General features: G+C 66.0%; 11 protein-coding genes and 2 pseudogenes. 8 read left to right on the plus strand and 5 right to left on the minus strand.

The window, feature by feature from the left end; all coding sequences use genetic code 11:
• Nucleotides 1–50: 50 nt before the first annotated feature.
• The 3 genes from xerC to hslU all read left to right on the plus strand — a co-directional run bounded on the left by xerC (nucleotide 51) and on the right by hslU (nucleotide 3,194).
• Nucleotides 51–953 carry a tyrosine recombinase XerC gene (xerC, locus tag A7D17_RS12730; RefSeq protein ID WP_064509418.1) on the plus strand — a complete coding sequence of 301 codons (903 nt, stop codon included), beginning with the start codon at nucleotides 51–53 and terminating at the stop codon, nucleotides 951–953.
• Between the two features lie 221 nt (nucleotides 954–1,174).
• Nucleotides 1,175–1,726, plus strand: a complete 552-nt coding sequence (gene hslV / locus A7D17_RS12735; protein ID WP_064509419.1) for an ATP-dependent protease subunit HslV — start codon at nucleotides 1,175–1,177, stop codon at nucleotides 1,724–1,726.
• A gap of 100 nt (nucleotides 1,727–1,826) precedes the next feature.
• Nucleotides 1,827–3,194 carry an ATP-dependent protease ATPase subunit HslU gene (gene hslU, locus A7D17_RS12740; protein ID WP_064509420.1) on the plus strand — a complete coding sequence of 456 codons (1,368 nt, stop codon included), beginning with the start codon at nucleotides 1,827–1,829 and terminating at the stop codon, nucleotides 3,192–3,194.
• Nucleotides 3,195–4,087: 893 nt separating this feature from the next.
• Here hslU and A7D17_RS12745 read toward each other — a convergent pair.
• The 4 genes and pseudogenes from A7D17_RS12745 to A7D17_RS12760 all read right to left on the minus strand — a co-directional run bounded on the left by A7D17_RS12745 (nucleotide 4,088) and on the right by A7D17_RS12760 (nucleotide 7,833).
• Nucleotides 4,088–4,543: a nucleoside deaminase gene (locus A7D17_RS12745; protein ID WP_064509421.1), complete on the minus strand. Its 456-nt coding sequence runs from the start codon at nucleotides 4,541–4,543 to the stop codon at nucleotides 4,088–4,090.
• Nucleotides 4,540–5,038 (minus strand): annotated as a pseudogene (locus tag A7D17_RS12750) (GNAT family N-acetyltransferase). The gene A7D17_RS12745 and the pseudogene A7D17_RS12750 overlap by 4 nt, the downstream one beginning before the upstream one ends.
• A 60-nt stretch (nucleotides 5,039–5,098) precedes the next feature.
• Entirely contained in the window at nucleotides 5,099–6,187 is a 1,089-nt protein-coding gene (locus A7D17_RS12755; protein ID WP_064509422.1) for an HlyD family secretion protein, read from the minus strand.
• Nucleotides 6,184–7,833: an MFS transporter gene (locus A7D17_RS12760; RefSeq protein WP_064509423.1), complete on the minus strand. Its 1,650-nt coding sequence runs from the start codon at nucleotides 7,831–7,833 to the stop codon at nucleotides 6,184–6,186. Before A7D17_RS12760 ends, A7D17_RS12755 begins: the two co-directional genes overlap by 4 nt.
• A gap of 86 nt (nucleotides 7,834–7,919) precedes the next feature.
• Here A7D17_RS12760 and ubiE point away from each other — a divergent pair, with 86 nt between their 5' ends.
• The 5 genes from ubiE to A7D17_RS12785 all read left to right on the plus strand — a co-directional run bounded on the left by ubiE (nucleotide 7,920) and on the right by A7D17_RS12785 (nucleotide 14,046).
• Nucleotides 7,920–8,681: a bifunctional demethylmenaquinone methyltransferase/2-methoxy-6-polyprenyl-1,4-benzoquinol methylase UbiE gene (gene ubiE / locus A7D17_RS12765; protein ID WP_046965330.1), complete on the plus strand. Its 762-nt coding sequence runs from the start codon at nucleotides 7,920–7,922 to the stop codon at nucleotides 8,679–8,681.
• 181 nt (nucleotides 8,682–8,862) lie between these two features.
• On the plus strand, nucleotides 8,863–9,753 hold the full coding sequence (locus tag A7D17_RS12770; RefSeq protein WP_064509424.1) for a GGDEF domain-containing protein: 891 nt from the start codon (nucleotides 8,863–8,865) through the stop codon (nucleotides 9,751–9,753).
• A 474-nt stretch (nucleotides 9,754–10,227) separates the two neighbouring features.
• Nucleotides 10,228–12,204, plus strand: coding sequence for a leukotriene A4 hydrolase C-terminal domain-containing protein (locus tag A7D17_RS12775; protein ID WP_193395340.1), 1,977 nt, complete (start codon nucleotides 10,228–10,230; stop codon nucleotides 12,202–12,204).
• A 489-nt stretch (nucleotides 12,205–12,693) separates the two neighbouring features.
• On the plus strand, nucleotides 12,694–13,413 hold the full coding sequence (locus A7D17_RS12780) for a hypothetical protein (RefSeq protein WP_064509426.1): 720 nt from the start codon (nucleotides 12,694–12,696) through the stop codon (nucleotides 13,411–13,413).
• A 3-nt stretch (nucleotides 13,414–13,416) separates the two neighbouring features.
• Entirely contained in the window at nucleotides 13,417–14,046 is a 630-nt protein-coding gene (locus tag A7D17_RS12785) for an HAD family hydrolase (protein WP_064509427.1), read from the plus strand.
• A 295-nt stretch (nucleotides 14,047–14,341) separates the two neighbouring features.
• Here A7D17_RS12785 and A7D17_RS23675 read toward each other — a convergent pair.
• A pseudogene (locus A7D17_RS23675) lies at nucleotides 14,342–14,448 on the minus strand (IS110 family transposase); the annotation flags it as partial.

A 14,448-nucleotide genomic window follows, 5' to 3' on the forward strand; every position in this document is an offset into this window, starting at 1 on the left:
CGCGTCGCAGCGCACTGTTGCCGTAGCGCCACAACCGCGGGACAGCTGACATGTCGTCGGTGGAGGATTTCCTGGCGTATCTGCAGGTCGAGCGACAGGTCTCGGCCCACACGCTGGACGCGTATCGGCGCGATCTAGCCGCACTGCTGAGCTGGGTGGCCGAGCAGACCAAAGGCACCGCCGAACCGCTGGATGTCGCGCAGCTGGACAGCGCGCACCTGCGCCAGTTTGTCGCTGACGAACATCGACGCGGTCTGTCCGCAAAGAGCCTGCAGCGGCGTCTGTCTGCCTGCCGCAGCTATTACGCCTGGTTGCTCAAACATGGCCGCATCGCGGTCAGTCCTGCAGCGGCGCTGCGAGCGCCCAAGGCGCCGCGCAAGCTGCCGCAGGTGCTCGATGCCGACGAGGCCGTGCGCCTGGTCGAAGTGCCGACCGATGCGCCGCTGGGGTTGCGCGATCGTGCATTGCTGGAACTGTTTTATTCGTCGGGGCTGCGTCTGAGCGAACTCTGCGCGCTGCGCTGGCGCGATCTGGATCTGGCCACCGGCTTGGTGATGGTGCTGGGCAAGGGCGGCAAACAGCGTCTGGTGCCGGTGGGCTCGCATGCGATCGCGGCGCTGCGGCAGTGGCAGCGCGACAGCGACGGGCGTGCCGAAACGCATGTCTTCCCCGGGCGTGCCGGCGGTGCGATTTCGCAGCGTGCGGTGCAGATCCGCATCAAGCAATTGGCCGTGCGCCAAGGCATGTTCAAGGACGTGCACCCGCATATGTTGCGGCACAGTTTTGCCAGCCACATCCTCGAATCCTCCGGCGATCTACGCGGCGTGCAGGAATTGCTTGGTCATTCCGATATCGCCACCACGCAAATTTACACACACCTGGATTTCCAGCACCTGGCCAAGGTCTACGACGCCGCGCATCCACGCGCCAGGCGCAAGAAAGCCGCTGAGTGAGCTGGCGTGTGCGTGATGTCAGCGACATCGCCGCATGATGCAACTGAAGCAGCGGTGGGCGCGTTCTGGGGAGGTGGCTCAAAGCCACTCTCCCGGTAGGAGCGGAACTAGATGGCTGACGCGGTAGCGGGGCCTTGCGTCGCGTCCCCGCGTCGCTTCATCGCAGCGCGCTTGAACCCGGCAGGGGCGTCCCCACCTCCTTGGAAACCCCCGGAGGATCCATGGACCCCAGCCAGAACCCCAACATCGTTCACGCCACCACCATCATTTCGGTGCGGCGTGGTGGACACGTCGCCGTCGCCGGCGATGGCCAGGTCACCCTCGGCCATACGGTCATGAAGGGCAACGCGCGCAAGGTGCGCCGGCTTGGCCGCGAGGGTCAGGTGCTGGCCGGATTCGCAGGCGCTGCGGCCGATGCATTCACCCTGTTCGAGTTGTTCGAAGCCAAGCTGGACAAGCATGGCCAGCTGACCCGTGCAGCAGTGGAACTGGCCAAGGATTGGCGCACCGAGCGGCGCCTGGGCAAGCTCGAAGCCCTGCTGGCGGTGGCGGATAAAGAGACCTCGTTGATCATCAGTGGCACCGGCGATGTGATCGAGCCGGAAGACGGCATCATCGCGATTGGTTCTGGTGGTTCGTATGCGCTGTCTGCTGCGCGCGCGCTATTGGCGCATACCGAGCTGGATGCCAAGACCATCGCCACCGAGGCCATCAATATCGCCGGCGATATCTGCATCTATACCAATCACAACGTGGTGGTCGAAGAGCTGTGAATCGGGAGTGGGGAGTGGGGATTCGCAAAAGCGCTCCTCTCCCTGTACCCGGACATGCATCGATCGTTCCTACTCCGCTTCTACGAATCCCCAATCCCAAATGCCAAATCCCGAAACTTCAACCATGACTCCGCGCGAAATCGTGCAGGAGCTCGACCGTCATATCGTGGGTCAGCACGATGCCAAGCGCGCCGTTGCCATCGCGCTGCGTAACCGCTGGCGTCGCATGCAGCTGCCTGAAGAGCTGCGCAACGAGGTGATGCCCAAGAACATCCTGATGATCGGCCCGACCGGCGTCGGCAAGACCGAGATCGCGCGGCGCCTGGCGACGCTGGCCAATGCGCCGTTCGTCAAGGTGGAAGCCACCCGCTTTACCGAGGTTGGCTACGTCGGCAAGGACGTGGAGCAGATCATCCGTGATCTGGCCGATACCTCGGTCAAGCTGTATCGCGAGCAGGCCAAGGTGCGTGTACGCAACCAGGCCGAAGAACGCGCCGAAGACCGCATCCTCGATGCGCTGCTGCCGCGTCGCGCTGCCGGTATCGGTTTTGACCCGGAAGCCGCACGCAACGAGCCTTCGGCGCAAGACAACGACACCCGCATCAAGTTCCGCCGCATGCTGCGTAACGGGGAACTGGACGAGCGCGAAATCGAACTGGACGTGGCCGTCAACGCCAGCATGGACATCATGACCCCGCCGGGCATGGAGGAAATGGGCCAGCAGCTGCGGCAGATGTTTGCCAACATTGGTAGCGGCAAGTCGCAAAAGCGCAAGCTCACCATCAAGGCCGCGCGTCCGCTGTTGATCGAAGAAGAAGCCGGCAAGCTGGTCAACGAAGACGACGTGCGTGCAGCGGCGATCGAAGCCTGCGAGCAGCACGGCATCGTGTTCATCGATGAAATCGACAAGGTTGCCAAGCGCGGCGAAGCCGGTTCCAGCGGTGGCGATGTCAGCCGCGAAGGCGTGCAGCGCGACCTGCTGCCGTTGGTGGAAGGTTCCAACGTGTCGACCAAGTACGGTACGGTCAAGACCGACCACATCCTGTTCATTGCTTCGGGCGCGTTTCATCTGGCCAAGCCCAGCGACCTGATTCCGGAACTGCAGGGCCGTTTCCCGATCCGGGTGGAGCTGACCGCGCTGACCAAGGCCGATTTCGTGCGCATTCTCACCGAGCCGAAGGCCGCCTTGATCAAGCAGTACGAAGCGCTGTTGCAGACCGAAGGTGTGTCGTTGAGCTTTGGTGCCGATGCAGTGGAACGCCTGGCCGAGATTGCCGCCCAGGTCAACGAGCGCCAGGAGAATATCGGCGCACGCCGACTGCACACGGTGCTCGAGCGCCTGCTGGATGGTTTGAGCTACGAAGCACCCGACCGCGATGGCCAGAGCGTGACCGTGGATGCGGCCTATGTGGACGCGCAGCTGGGCGAGCTGGTGCAGGATCCGGACCTGAGCCGCTACATCCTGTGATCGTCCGCCGTCTGCGTGCTTGCGGTGCTACATGCAAGCAGGCAGCGGTAGCGTAAAAGACCCGCCAATGGCGGGTCTTTTACGTCATGGCGATCTTGGTTTTTTTGCGCTCAACGCCGATGTGAGTAGTCGCCCGGGACGCCGTCGTCGCACCAGCGGCATGGGCCACATGCGGCGCTGCAGCTGTGCCGCGCCGCATACCTCGACCTGCCAGTGGCTGGCTACCCAACACGCGGCGTTCGCCGTCATCGGTCAGCGCAGACTGGCGCTGTAGCGTTGGATCAACAAGGCGCCAAGGTGCGCACGGGCATTGACTGCGGGATCCGTCAGTGCAGGCGGCTGCGGCGTATCAAGCCGGCTCCGGCCAGCCGTTGGGGGGCCGGCAGCCGGTTGCGGAACAGGCGCCTGCAGCAGCGGCTTCCGCAGTAAGGCCATCGTTTCCAATGGAGATCTCTGCGTCGCTCCGCTTGGCGCCTGTGCAAGACCACTGCCAGCCAGCGCAGACGCGGCAACCAGGCGACCGACGTTCACTCCGAACCCTGCCGCCTGTCCTTCTCCGGCCTGCGGGAGACGGTGCCCGAAGGGCGGATGAGGGCAGCGCGCATGGTCCACTGCGAGCAGCCCTGTAGCCCGCGCATCTGCCGGCGCCACCGACAACACGCCCGCGGCCGCACCTGCCACTTCCATGACCGGCTGCACCGTGGCGCGGCCGGGTATGACGACATCTGGCACTGCCATTGAACGATCCCCCCGTGGGCAAAGCGCGAGCCTGGCGTCGTGCATGTCAAGGCGCGTTGACGTCGGCAATGGGCAATGCGTCACCGGCAGCGTGCAAGGCGTTTGCAACACGCGTGGCAATCGCCAGGCCAGCTGTCGCGGGAACCCCGCAGGCGTCAATCCTCGCCGATATCCTCGTTCCACACCTCCGGATTGGCGGCGATATAGCCGCCGAGCAGGTCGATGCATTCCTGGCTTTGCAGGTCGATCACATTGACGCCATGCTCGCGCAGCCAGGCGACACCGCCCTGGAAGGTGACCGATTCGCCCACGACCACGGTGCCGATATTGAACTGGCGCACCAGCCCGCTGCAGTACCAGCACGGGGCCAGGGTGGTGACCATGATGGTGTCCTTGTAACGGCGCTGACGGCCGGCCTTGCGGAAGGCATCGGTTTCGCCGTGCACGGATGGGTCGTTTTCCTGCACGCGGCGATTGTGGCCGCACCCAAGCAGGCGGCCGTCGTTGTGGTACAGCGCCGCGCCGATCGGAATGCCGCCTTCGGCCAGTCCCTGGCGGGCTTCGGCGATGGCGGTGTCGAGCAGGGCACGATAGTCGGGGGTGGTGATCATGTGGGCTCCAGGGGCGCCGCGCCGGCAGGGCGCAGCATGTCGAGATGGGGAATGCCGTCTTCCAGATACGGTGCCGATGCCGGCGCAAACCCGTGCGCGGCGTAGAACGCTTGCAGATGCGCCTGCGCCGAGTTGAATGGCGCTGCCCGGCCAATGCGCATGCACCAGCTGCAGGCCGTGCTGCATTAAGGCATGGGCCAACCCGCGACCGCGAAACGTGTTGCCGATCACCACGCGTCCGATGCTGGGCTCGGGATAGCTCAGCCCCGGCGGCAGTACGCGCAGATAGGCGGCCAGCTCGCCGGTATCGGTCGTTCCAAGCAGATGCAGCACACCCGGGTCGGTGTCCTTGCCATCCAGCTCGGGATAGGCACAGCGCTGCTCCACCACGAACACGTCGGTGCGCAGCTTCAGCAGCGCATACAGCTGCGCGGTGCCGAGCTGTGCAAAGCGCAGTGATTGCCACTGCAGGTGGAGGGGCGTGGAAGAGGGCATCGCCGCATGATAGCGGCTGCTTCGCGCGGGGGGCGCCGCGCAGCATGCCGATGGCTGCGCTCAGTCGACGGCGCTGGCGGTATCCACGGCCACCACCACCGACATGCCCGGGCGCAGGCGCGCGGCCAGCGGTTGATCGGGGTCGACGCTGATCCGCAGCGGGATGCGCTGGGCAATCTTGACGAAGTTGCCGGTGGCGTTGTCGGCCGGCAGCACGCTGAATTCCGAGCCGGCGGCCGGCGAGATCTCCTGCACGCGGCCGCGCAGGGGCGCGTTGTTCAACGCATCCACGGTGAAGCTGGCGCGCTGCCCGATGCGGATCTTCGCCATCTGGGTTTCCTTGAAGTTGGCCACCACCCACAACGTGTCCGGTACCAACGCCATCAGCTGCGTGCCGTTGGTGACGTAAGCGCCCTGGCGCACGCCGAGCTGGCCGAGCTGGCCATCGCGCGGGGCCAGGATGCGGGTGTTGTCCAGGTTGATCTGCGCCAGTTGCTGTGCGGCCTGCGCATTGGCCACTGCGGCCTCCAGTGCGGCGCGGTTGACGGTGACGCTGCGGGCGTTTTCTTCGGCGGCCTGCACTGCGGCGCGCGCCTGCGTCACGCCCGCTTCGGCCTGCGCGCGCGCCGCAAACGCAGTGTCGCGGTCCTGCTCGGACACCAGCTTCTGGTTGGCAAGCTGCTGCGCGCGGGCATAGGCCGAGCGGGTGCGGTCGCGCTGGGCCTGCGTGCTGCTCAGCGCTGCGCGCTGTTCGGCGATGGTGGCCTGCGCGCCATGCCGCTGCTGCTCCCAGTTGGCGAGATTGGCCTGCGCGGTCTGCACCTGCGCCTTGGCCTGTTCCAGTTGCTGGGCATAGATGCGGTCGTCGATGGTGGCCAGCAACTGGCCGCGGGTGATATGCGCAAAATCCTGCACCGGGACCTGCGTGACATAGCCGCTGACCTGCGGCGCGATCACCGTGATCTGCCCGTGCACCATGGCATTCTCGGTGCGTTCGATGGCGCTGACGAACGGCGGCAGCCGCCAGGCATACAGCACCAGCGCCACGCCGATCAGCGCCAGGCCGCCGAACCCGATTGCGCCGGTGATGCGACGGCGGCGGCGACGTTGCCGGTCGGCGACAGGGGAAGACTCTGCAGCTGTATTCATGGGCGCGCGCTGGAAGCAGGAGAGGAGGGAGAGGCGGCAGGGCGTAGATAGCGCCGCCACACCAGCACGGACAGGATCCACAGCCCGGTGGCGATGGCAATGCAGCCGATCAGCAGAAACACATCGTTATAGGCCAGCACATTGGCTTCGCGGGTGGCTACGCTGCCCAGCGCACGCACGCCCTGGGCCTGGCGCAAGGTCGGGTCGCCGATGCTGCTGCCGTATGCGCGCGCATAGGCCTGCACGCGCGCGGCCACCTGCGGGTCGGTCAGCACCAGGTGCTCCACCAACTGGCTGGAATGGTATTTCTCGCGCACCACCTGCACGCTGCCCAGCAGCGCGCTGCCGAGCAGGCCACCCATGTTCTGCGCCATGCCGAACAGCACGATGAAACTGATCAGGTTGCCGGGCTGCGCGATTACCCGGCCGATGCCGGCCACCATCGCCGGGCCGATGAAGAAGGTGCTGCCGAAGGCGAGCAGGAACTGGCTGACGTACATCTGCTCGGGGCGCGTGAGACTGGTGGCATCGGCATCCATGAAACAGCCCACACAGATGGCTGCCACCGCGATGATCAGGTGTTCGGCGATGCGCGCCGGATTGATCAGCCATGCACTGGCGGCCACGCCGACCACCGCACCCAGCAGCATCAGCGCGAACAGGGTCTGCAGCTGGGAGTTGGCCAGGCCCAGGGTCTGGAAGAAGCCGATCGCGCCAGTGCTTTGTTCGGACAGCACCAGCCGGATCAGCAGGATGGCCAGGCCCAGCCGCAGCATGTCGCCGCTGGCCAGCCAGCGCGTGTTGATCATCGGGTTGCGGCGGTTGTGCTCGATCCAGGTGGCCGCGCACAGCAGCACGATCGAGGACGCCAGCACCACGCCCAGCCACGGTGTGCTGGTCCACCACAGCAGCCGCCCCAGCGACAGCACCGCCGCCAGGCCGGCCGCCCCGGCGGCAAACAGGCTGAAGGTGAGAAAATCCAGCGGTTCGAACACCCGGTAGCGGTCCCCCGGCGGCAGTTTGAGCGCCAGCACGCACGCCAATGCGAACACCGCCAGCCCGAACTCGAACAGGTACAGCCCCTGCCACTGCCCGAACTCGAGCAGGTCGGTGGAAAACACCCGCGCCAGCGGCAACGCCAGCTGGGTGATGCCCAGCCCCAGGACCACTGCCTTGAGGCGGTATTTGTTGGGGAAGGCCTGGATCACGTAATACAGCCCCAGCGAGCTGAGCGCCGCGCCCACCAGCCCATGCGCCGCACGCACGGTGATCGCCGAACTCAGGCTGTGCACGAACAGGTGGGCGAAGGCGATGGCCGCGTACAGCGCCAGGAAGATCTCGGTGAACCGGCGCAGCCCGAACTGCTGGCGGAACTTCACCAGCAGCAGGTTGGCCGACATGTTGGTCATCACATAGGCGGCCGGCAGCCACGCCATTTCAGTGCTATAGGCGCCCAGCGTGCCTTGCAGATACGGCAGGTTGGCAGTGACCAGCGCATTGCTCAGGCCCCCGGTCAGCGCCACCACCATGCCCACCAGCCCGTACTGGATGCGGCGCCGGGTCGGATGCAGCGGCGTGGAGGCCGACCCGGGCAGGGTGGGCTTTTCATGGGGCTGCCAGTCGCGCTGAACATACTTGTCGCGCACGCAATGCTCGCGGGGCCGGTTGCGGAAGAGGTCGCAGTGTGGTCCGGTTGCGGTCACGGTGGCGTCAGCAGTGCGATAATCCCCCCATGAGCGAATCCCCCTATACCTCCGGTACCACCCATTTCGGCTTTCGCGATGTCGCTGCCAAGGACAAGCAGAAGCTGGTCGGCGAAGTGTTCACCTCGGTCGCGCGCAATTACGACCTGATGAACGACCTGATGAGCCTGGGCGTGCACCGCGCCTGGAAACGCTACTTCGTGGCCACCGCGCAGGTGAAGCCGGGCGACCGGGTACTGGACCTGGCCGGCGGCACCGGCGACATCGCCGTGCTGCTGAAAGAGCGCGTGGGCGATGAAGGTGCAGTGGTGCTGGGCGACATCAATGCCGGCATGCTGTCGGTGGGCCGCGACCGGCTGACCAACCGCGGTTTGGTGGCCGGCTTCGACTACGTGCAATGCAACGCCGAGGCGCTGCCGTTCCCGGACCAGAGTTTCGACCTGGTCACCATTTCCTTCGGCCTGCGCAACGTGACCGACAAGGACGCTGCACTGCGCGAGATGTACCGCGTGCTCAAGGTGGGCGGGCAGGCGCGCGTGCTGGAATTCTCCGAAGTCACCGCCGAGTGGTTCAAGCCGATCTACGACTTCCACTCGTTCAAGATCCTGCCCAAGCTGGGCCAGCTGTTCGCACGCGACGCCGACAGCTACCAGTACCTGGCCGAGAGCATTCGCAAGCACCCGCCGCAGGATTCGCTCAAGGGCATGATGGGCGAGGCCGGATTCGCGCGCTGCCACTACAAGAATCTCACCGGCGGCATCGTGGCGATCCACTCCGGCTACAAGATCTGACGCCGCGCCATCGAGGCTGGCATGCGGCGCATCGGGTGCTGCATGACGGCCCAAGTGCTCGTGTTCGCTTCGCGCCGGTTGCTGCTTGCATCGGCGTGCGCACCGCCAGATTCTGCGACTTCCGTCGCGTTGGCTCCACCAGCGGTCGGCGACACTAGGCGCCCCTTTGCCGGAGAGTTGGATGCGCTTGTACGCCGGGCTCTCGCGCGTGTTTCCCCGTTCCTTCAGCGCCAAGCTGCTGGCGGTGACCTTTGTCGGCATCCATCTGCCGCTGTTGTTGCTGATTGCATGGCTGGCCTCGCAAAGCGAACTGGGCGGGCACCTGCTGTGGTCGGTGATCATCGTGGCGCTGCTGGCAACGCTGGCCGGCACGGCCTTGACGCTTTCGGCGCTGTACCGGCTGTTGGCGCCACTGCGTATCGCCGCCGATGCACTGGATACCTATTACGCCGACCAGCGCCTGCCCAGCCTGCCCGAGCATGGCGATGACGAACTGGGCCGGCTGCTGCGCGGGATCAACCGCAGCCTGCGCGGCATCGATGCCGGTATGCGTGACCTCAAGAAGCACGCCCTGTTCGACCCGCTCACCGAGGCGCTGAACCGACGCGGCTGCGAACAGGCCATGCGCGACTCGGTGGCCGCCGCGCAGCGCGAAGGCTGGCCGTTCGTGCTGTTCGTGTTGGACATGGACAACCTCAAGCCGATCAACGACCGCTTCGGGCACCTGGCCGGCGACCGCGTGCTGGTACGTCTGGTGGAGTCGGCCTACGGCTGGCTGGGGGCGCAGGACTGGATCGGCCGTTGGGGTGGCGACGAGTTCCTGGTTGGCGTGCACGCCAGCGAAGACGAGGCCACGCTCAAGCTCAATCAATGGCTGTCCATGCTCGAACGCGAAGACGGCGAGGAAGCCCCGTTGCACCTGAGCGCGGGCAGCGCGGTCTGCGCGCAGGGCGTGGACGCGACCGAGCTGTATCGGCGCGCGGATGCGGCGATGTACCGCGCCAAGTTTTCCGGCGGCCGGCGCCTGGTGCGCGACGGGCATGACACGCCGCGCGGTCATCCGGTGACCTGAAACGCAGCTGCGCCTGCAGGCGCGCTGCCACCGGGTCGTGCGCCTGCCGTTTTGCCGCAGCTGGGCGGCATGCCATCGCCGATGCCCTCCGCGCTCGTCGGCGCGTTGGTTCGATCGGCCGCCGTGGCTGTGTTGGCCCTTTGCGCATTGCCGTAATTTAGGGCTTGTGTCGAGGCATTTGCAGGTAGGCAGCAGCGTGGCGACCTCGCGGTAAGCGAACGCGGCCTTGGCGCGGCCAACGTAACGGCTGTGCCGCCGCCGGGTAGGCGTGCGGGTGCCCGCAATCCTTGTGGCTGAAGCGCGCACCCCGGTTCTGGGCGCCGTCGGTCGTTGGCGGATGGCTGCGCGCGAGGTTCTTCCAGCGACGCTTAATTCCCGCTGCCATGTCGGCCGATCGTCGCCGGTTGGCGGCTGCGCGGGCAGCCAATGGCGCGTAGCGTTAAAATGCCCGATTCCTTCGCTGCGGTGCCGTCGATGCGCTTCCCGTTCCTGTCGCTGTCCCTGGCCGTGTCCATCGCGCTGGCCGGCTGTTCCAATGACTCCACGCCGCCGGCGTCCACCGCCGCCGCGCCGGCCGCCACCGCCAAGGCTCCCGTGAAAGCAGACGCCCGCAACCACGACGAAAGTTCCTACGCCCAGCCGCAGCTGGTGGTGATCAAGGATCTGGCACTGGACCTGAAGCTGGATTTCGATGCCAAGCAGATCGGCGGTACAGCCACCTACACGCTGGAGTGGAAGGACAAGGCCGCCAAGCAGCTGGTGCTGGACACGCGTGAGCTGAGCATCGCCCAGGTGCAGGCCGACGACGGCAAGGGCGGCCTGGCGCCGCTGCAGTTCGCACTGGCGCCGGCCGACAAGACCTTCGGCAGCAAGCTCACCATCGAGACGCCGAACCAGCCCGCCAAGGTCGTGATCAGCTATCACACCGCACCGACCGCCTCGGGCCTGCAGTGGCTGGAGCCGTCGATGACCGAGGGCAAGCAGCTGCCTTTCATGTTCAGCCAGTCGCAGGCGATCCATGCGCGCAGCTGGGTGCCATTGCAGGACACCCCGAGCGTGCGCTTCACCTATAGCGCGCACGTGACTTCGCGCCCGGACGTGATGGTGCTGATGAGCGCCGACAACGACCCCAAGGCCGCGCGCGACGGCGACTACAGCTTCAAGATGCCCGAGCCGATTCCGTCCTATCTGCTGGCGATCGCCGCCGGCGATGTGGTGTTCAAGCCGATCTCCGCGCGCTCGGGCGTGTGGGCCGAGCCGGCGATGGCCGACAAGGCGGCCAAGGAATTCGAAGACACCGAAAAGATGATCGGTGCCGCCGAAAAACTCTATGGCCCGTATCGCTGGGGCCGTTACGACATGCTGGTGCTGCCGCCGTCGTTCCCGTTTGGTGGCATGGAGAATCCGCGCCTGACCTTCGCCACGCCCACCGTGATCGTCGGCGACAAGTCGCTGGTGTCGCTGGTCGCGCACGAACTGGCACATAGCTGGTCCGGCAACCTGGTGACCAATGCGAGCTGGAAGGACATCTGGCTCAACGAAGGCTTCACCACCTACGTGCAGGGCCGCATCACCGAAGCGCTGTATGGCACCGAGATGGCCGAGATGGAGCGCGAGATCGACCAGGGCGATCTGCTGGCCGAAGTGAAGGACATGGCGCCTGCCGACCAGGCCCTGGCACTGCCACCGCTGGCGCAGCGCGATCCGGACGAAGCCTTGAGCCAAGTGGCCTACGTCAAGGGCGCCTGGTTCCTGCAGTTCCTGGAGCAGCGCTTCGGCCGCGAGGTATTCGACCCGTTCCTGCGCGGCTGGTTCGATGACCACGCGTTCCAGAGCGCCACCACCGACCAGTTCGTCGATTACCTGAAAAAGAACCTGCTGGCCAAGAAGCCCACCGCGGTGACCGCTGCCGAAGTGGATGCGTGGTTGAACCAGCCGGGCATCCCGGCGTTTGCGACCAAGGCGCGCTCGCGCAGCTTCTCCATCGTGGACACCGCGCGGATCGCCTGGAGCGGCAGCGGCACGCTGCCCAGCAAGCAGGTCACCAGCGAATGGGGCACGCAGGAGTGGGTGCATTTCCTCAGCGGCATGGGCGCCACGCTCAAGCCCGAGCAGCTCAAGCAGCTGGACGACGCCTATCACTTCACCGGCACGCCGAATGGCGAGATCGCCATGCGCTGGTACCCGCTGGCGATCCGCAGCGGCTACAGCGATGCACGCCCGGCCGCCGGCGAGTTCATCGAACGCGTGGGCCGGCGCAAGCTGGTGCTGCCGATCTATGCCGAGCTGTTGAAGACCCCGGACGGTATTGCGTTTGCCGAACAGGCCTTTGAAAAAGCCAAGCCCAGCTATCACCCGATCACCACTGCCTCGGTGGCCGAGATGATTGCCAAGGCCAAGGCGGCGGCACCTGCCGCTGCGCCGTCAGCGCCGACGCCGACGCAGCAGTAAGCGCGGCGGCGGCGTCACTGCCCGCACCTGCGATAAAAAGGGAGCCTTGTGCTCCCTTTTTATTGGCGCCTTGGCAGTTGGCTGCTCGGCGCCTGGGCCGCAGCGCGCCGCTGCGGTCCGTGACCGGCGTAGAAGGCGCGCCCGGAAGATCACGGTGAGCCATGGATCGAAGACCACCGGCAGACGTTGCTGCATGCGGTCATCGCGTATCGCTCCATGCCCAGGCGTGCGTGTCATCGATCGACGTTAGGGTGGAGGGCAAGCACCTTGCAGCATCAGCCATCCCCGCTAGCACGAACAGGAGAGCTGCACGCCAGATGGCGCTGCAATCGCAAGCCTGCACGTGAGCCGGGGGCGCGTCGCCACATGGCATTGCGCCGGTCCCTTCGCATCTGCAGACGCGCACGCGACGCGTCGCCGGCATGTATGCGATGTGCAACGGCACACTGCTATTGTTGTGGGCGGTTTCCACGTCTTCCGGAGTCGACGATGAAGTATCTGTTGAGCGCGGTCTTGTGCGTTGCGGCCCTGAGCGCATGCACCGACCGCGAGGCGCAACGCAAGGCGCAGGAAACCGCGCAGGCGCAGGCCAAGGAAACCCAGGCCGACGCGCTCGCCAAACAATACGATGAAGCGGTCAAGGCACAGAACTGGGACATGGCGCGTGCGCACGGTGCGGCCTTGATCGAAGGCTATGCCGGCACTGCGGCCGCCACGCGTATCGAGCCCGGCTATGCCGACATCAAGGCCAAGGGCGAGCAGGCGCGCGAGCTGCGTCGCATGCAGGCGCTCTGGCAGTACTCGCAGGTGCCGGCAACGGGCGGCACGCAGCGCTCGGCGATGATCGATGCCAAGCAGCGCGTGGATGTCGACGGCAGCGGGCCCAAGCCGGTGAGCCTGGTCTTCCGGGATCATCCGCAGTGGAAGCGCCACAGCTATCTCGTGCTCAAGGCCGGCGACTTCAAGTGCTACGGCGGCTGCAAGGTGCAGGTCTCCGTCGATGGCGGCGCACCACGTGCGATGGCCGCGCATCGTCCGGAGACCGACGAGGCGATCGCCATGTTCATCGACGACGACAAGGCGTTGTGGAAAGCGGTGCGCAACGCCAAGCGCATCAGCATCGCCTTCCCGGTCAAGGCCGGTGGCACGCGGACCGCGGAGTTCGAGGTAGGCGGGCTGGATACCACCCAGATGCCGGGCTGGAAATAATCCATGGATGGCGCAAGCGCTGCCCGACTGCCGCTGTCTGCTTACCGGCATTGGGTATTCGACATGGATGGCACGCTCACGCTGCCGGTGCACGATTTCGCACTGATTCGGCGCGCGCTGGAGATCCCGCCCGAAGACGACATCCTGCATCACCTGGCCGCATTGCCGGCCGATCAGGCGCAGGCCAAGCACGCCTGGTTGCTGGAGCACGAACGTGAACTGGCCGAGACCGCGCAACCTGCGCCGGGCGCGCCAGCATTGGTGCGCGCACTGCAGGCCGATGGCTGCCGGCTGGGTCTACTGACCCGTAATGCGCGTGTGCTGGCGCAGGTGACATTGAAGGCGATCGGCCTGGGCGATGCCTTCGCCTGGGACGACATCGTCGGCCGCGACGAGGCTGCGCCCAAACCCGCGCCAGACGGCCTGCAGTCTTTCCAGCAGCGTTGGGCAGTGCCTGCCGCTGCACTGCTCATGATTGGCGACCACCACAACGACCTGGCCTGCGGCCGCGCCGCCGGCGCAGGCACCGTACTGGTCAACACCCCCGGGGACCCCTGGCCCGGTCTGGCCGATTGGCGCCTGTGCGATTGCAGCGAATTATTGCAGCGCTGGCAGGCCCACGTAGACGGCTGAGGTTGCGTCAGCCGCTTCTGTGCGACTGAGCGCAATGCCGTGTCAGCCGTATCTCCCCAACGGGAGAGCAATGAGGCTCGCTGCCTCGCACGCGTCGATATGCCAAGTGTGTCTTTGCACTGCGGGAGAGGGGGGGGGCGAGGGTGCGGGTGGCGAAGCGCTGACGCCGCTTCGACCGCATGAGGCTTCGCCCGTACCCTCATCCGCCCCTTCGGGGCACCTTCTCCCGAGGGGAGAAGGAACAGACGCGCGGCGCGCGCTAGCCCCTCTCCCCCCGGGAGAGCAACTGTCTTGATCAACTGGTGGCGGCAGCCGCCAGTTGATCCCGCATCTTGGCGTTGAGGATGACCAGCAACTTGCGCATGGCCGCCACCAGAGCCACCTTGCCAGCCTTGCCCTTGG

The sequence above is a fragment of the Xanthomonas floridensis genome (assembly GCF_001642575.1).
GTDB classification, from domain to species: domain Bacteria; phylum Pseudomonadota; class Gammaproteobacteria; order Xanthomonadales; family Xanthomonadaceae; genus Xanthomonas; species Xanthomonas floridensis.

Bases quoted from the DNA above. Each gene is read 5' to 3' on its own strand.
- xerC (WP_064509418.1), top strand. From the start codon at position 51: ATGTCGTCGGTGGAGGATTTCCTGGCGTATCTGCAGGTCGAGCGACAG.
- hslV (WP_064509419.1), top strand. From the start codon at position 1,175: ATGGACCCCAGCCAGAACCCCAACATCGTTCACGCCACCACCATCATT.
- hslU (WP_064509420.1), top strand. From the start codon at position 1,827: ATGCCAAATCCCGAAACTTCAACCATGACTCCGCGCGAAATCGTGCAG.
- A7D17_RS12745 (WP_064509421.1), bottom strand. From the start codon at position 4,543: ATGATCACCACCCCCGACTATCGTGCCCTGCTCGACACCGCCATCGCC.
- A7D17_RS12755 (WP_064509422.1), bottom strand. From the start codon at position 6,187: ATGAATACAGCTGCAGAGTCTTCCCCTGTCGCCGACCGGCAACGTCGC.
- ubiE (WP_046965330.1), top strand. From the start codon at position 7,920: ATGAGCGAATCCCCCTATACCTCCGGTACCACCCATTTCGGCTTTCGC.
- A7D17_RS12770 (WP_064509424.1), top strand. From the start codon at position 8,863: ATGCGCTTGTACGCCGGGCTCTCGCGCGTGTTTCCCCGTTCCTTCAGC.
- A7D17_RS12775 (WP_193395340.1), top strand. From the start codon at position 10,228: ATGCGCTTCCCGTTCCTGTCGCTGTCCCTGGCCGTGTCCATCGCGCTG.
- A7D17_RS12780 (WP_064509426.1), top strand. From the start codon at position 12,694: ATGAAGTATCTGTTGAGCGCGGTCTTGTGCGTTGCGGCCCTGAGCGCA.
- A7D17_RS12785 (WP_064509427.1), top strand. From the start codon at position 13,417: ATGGATGGCGCAAGCGCTGCCCGACTGCCGCTGTCTGCTTACCGGCAT.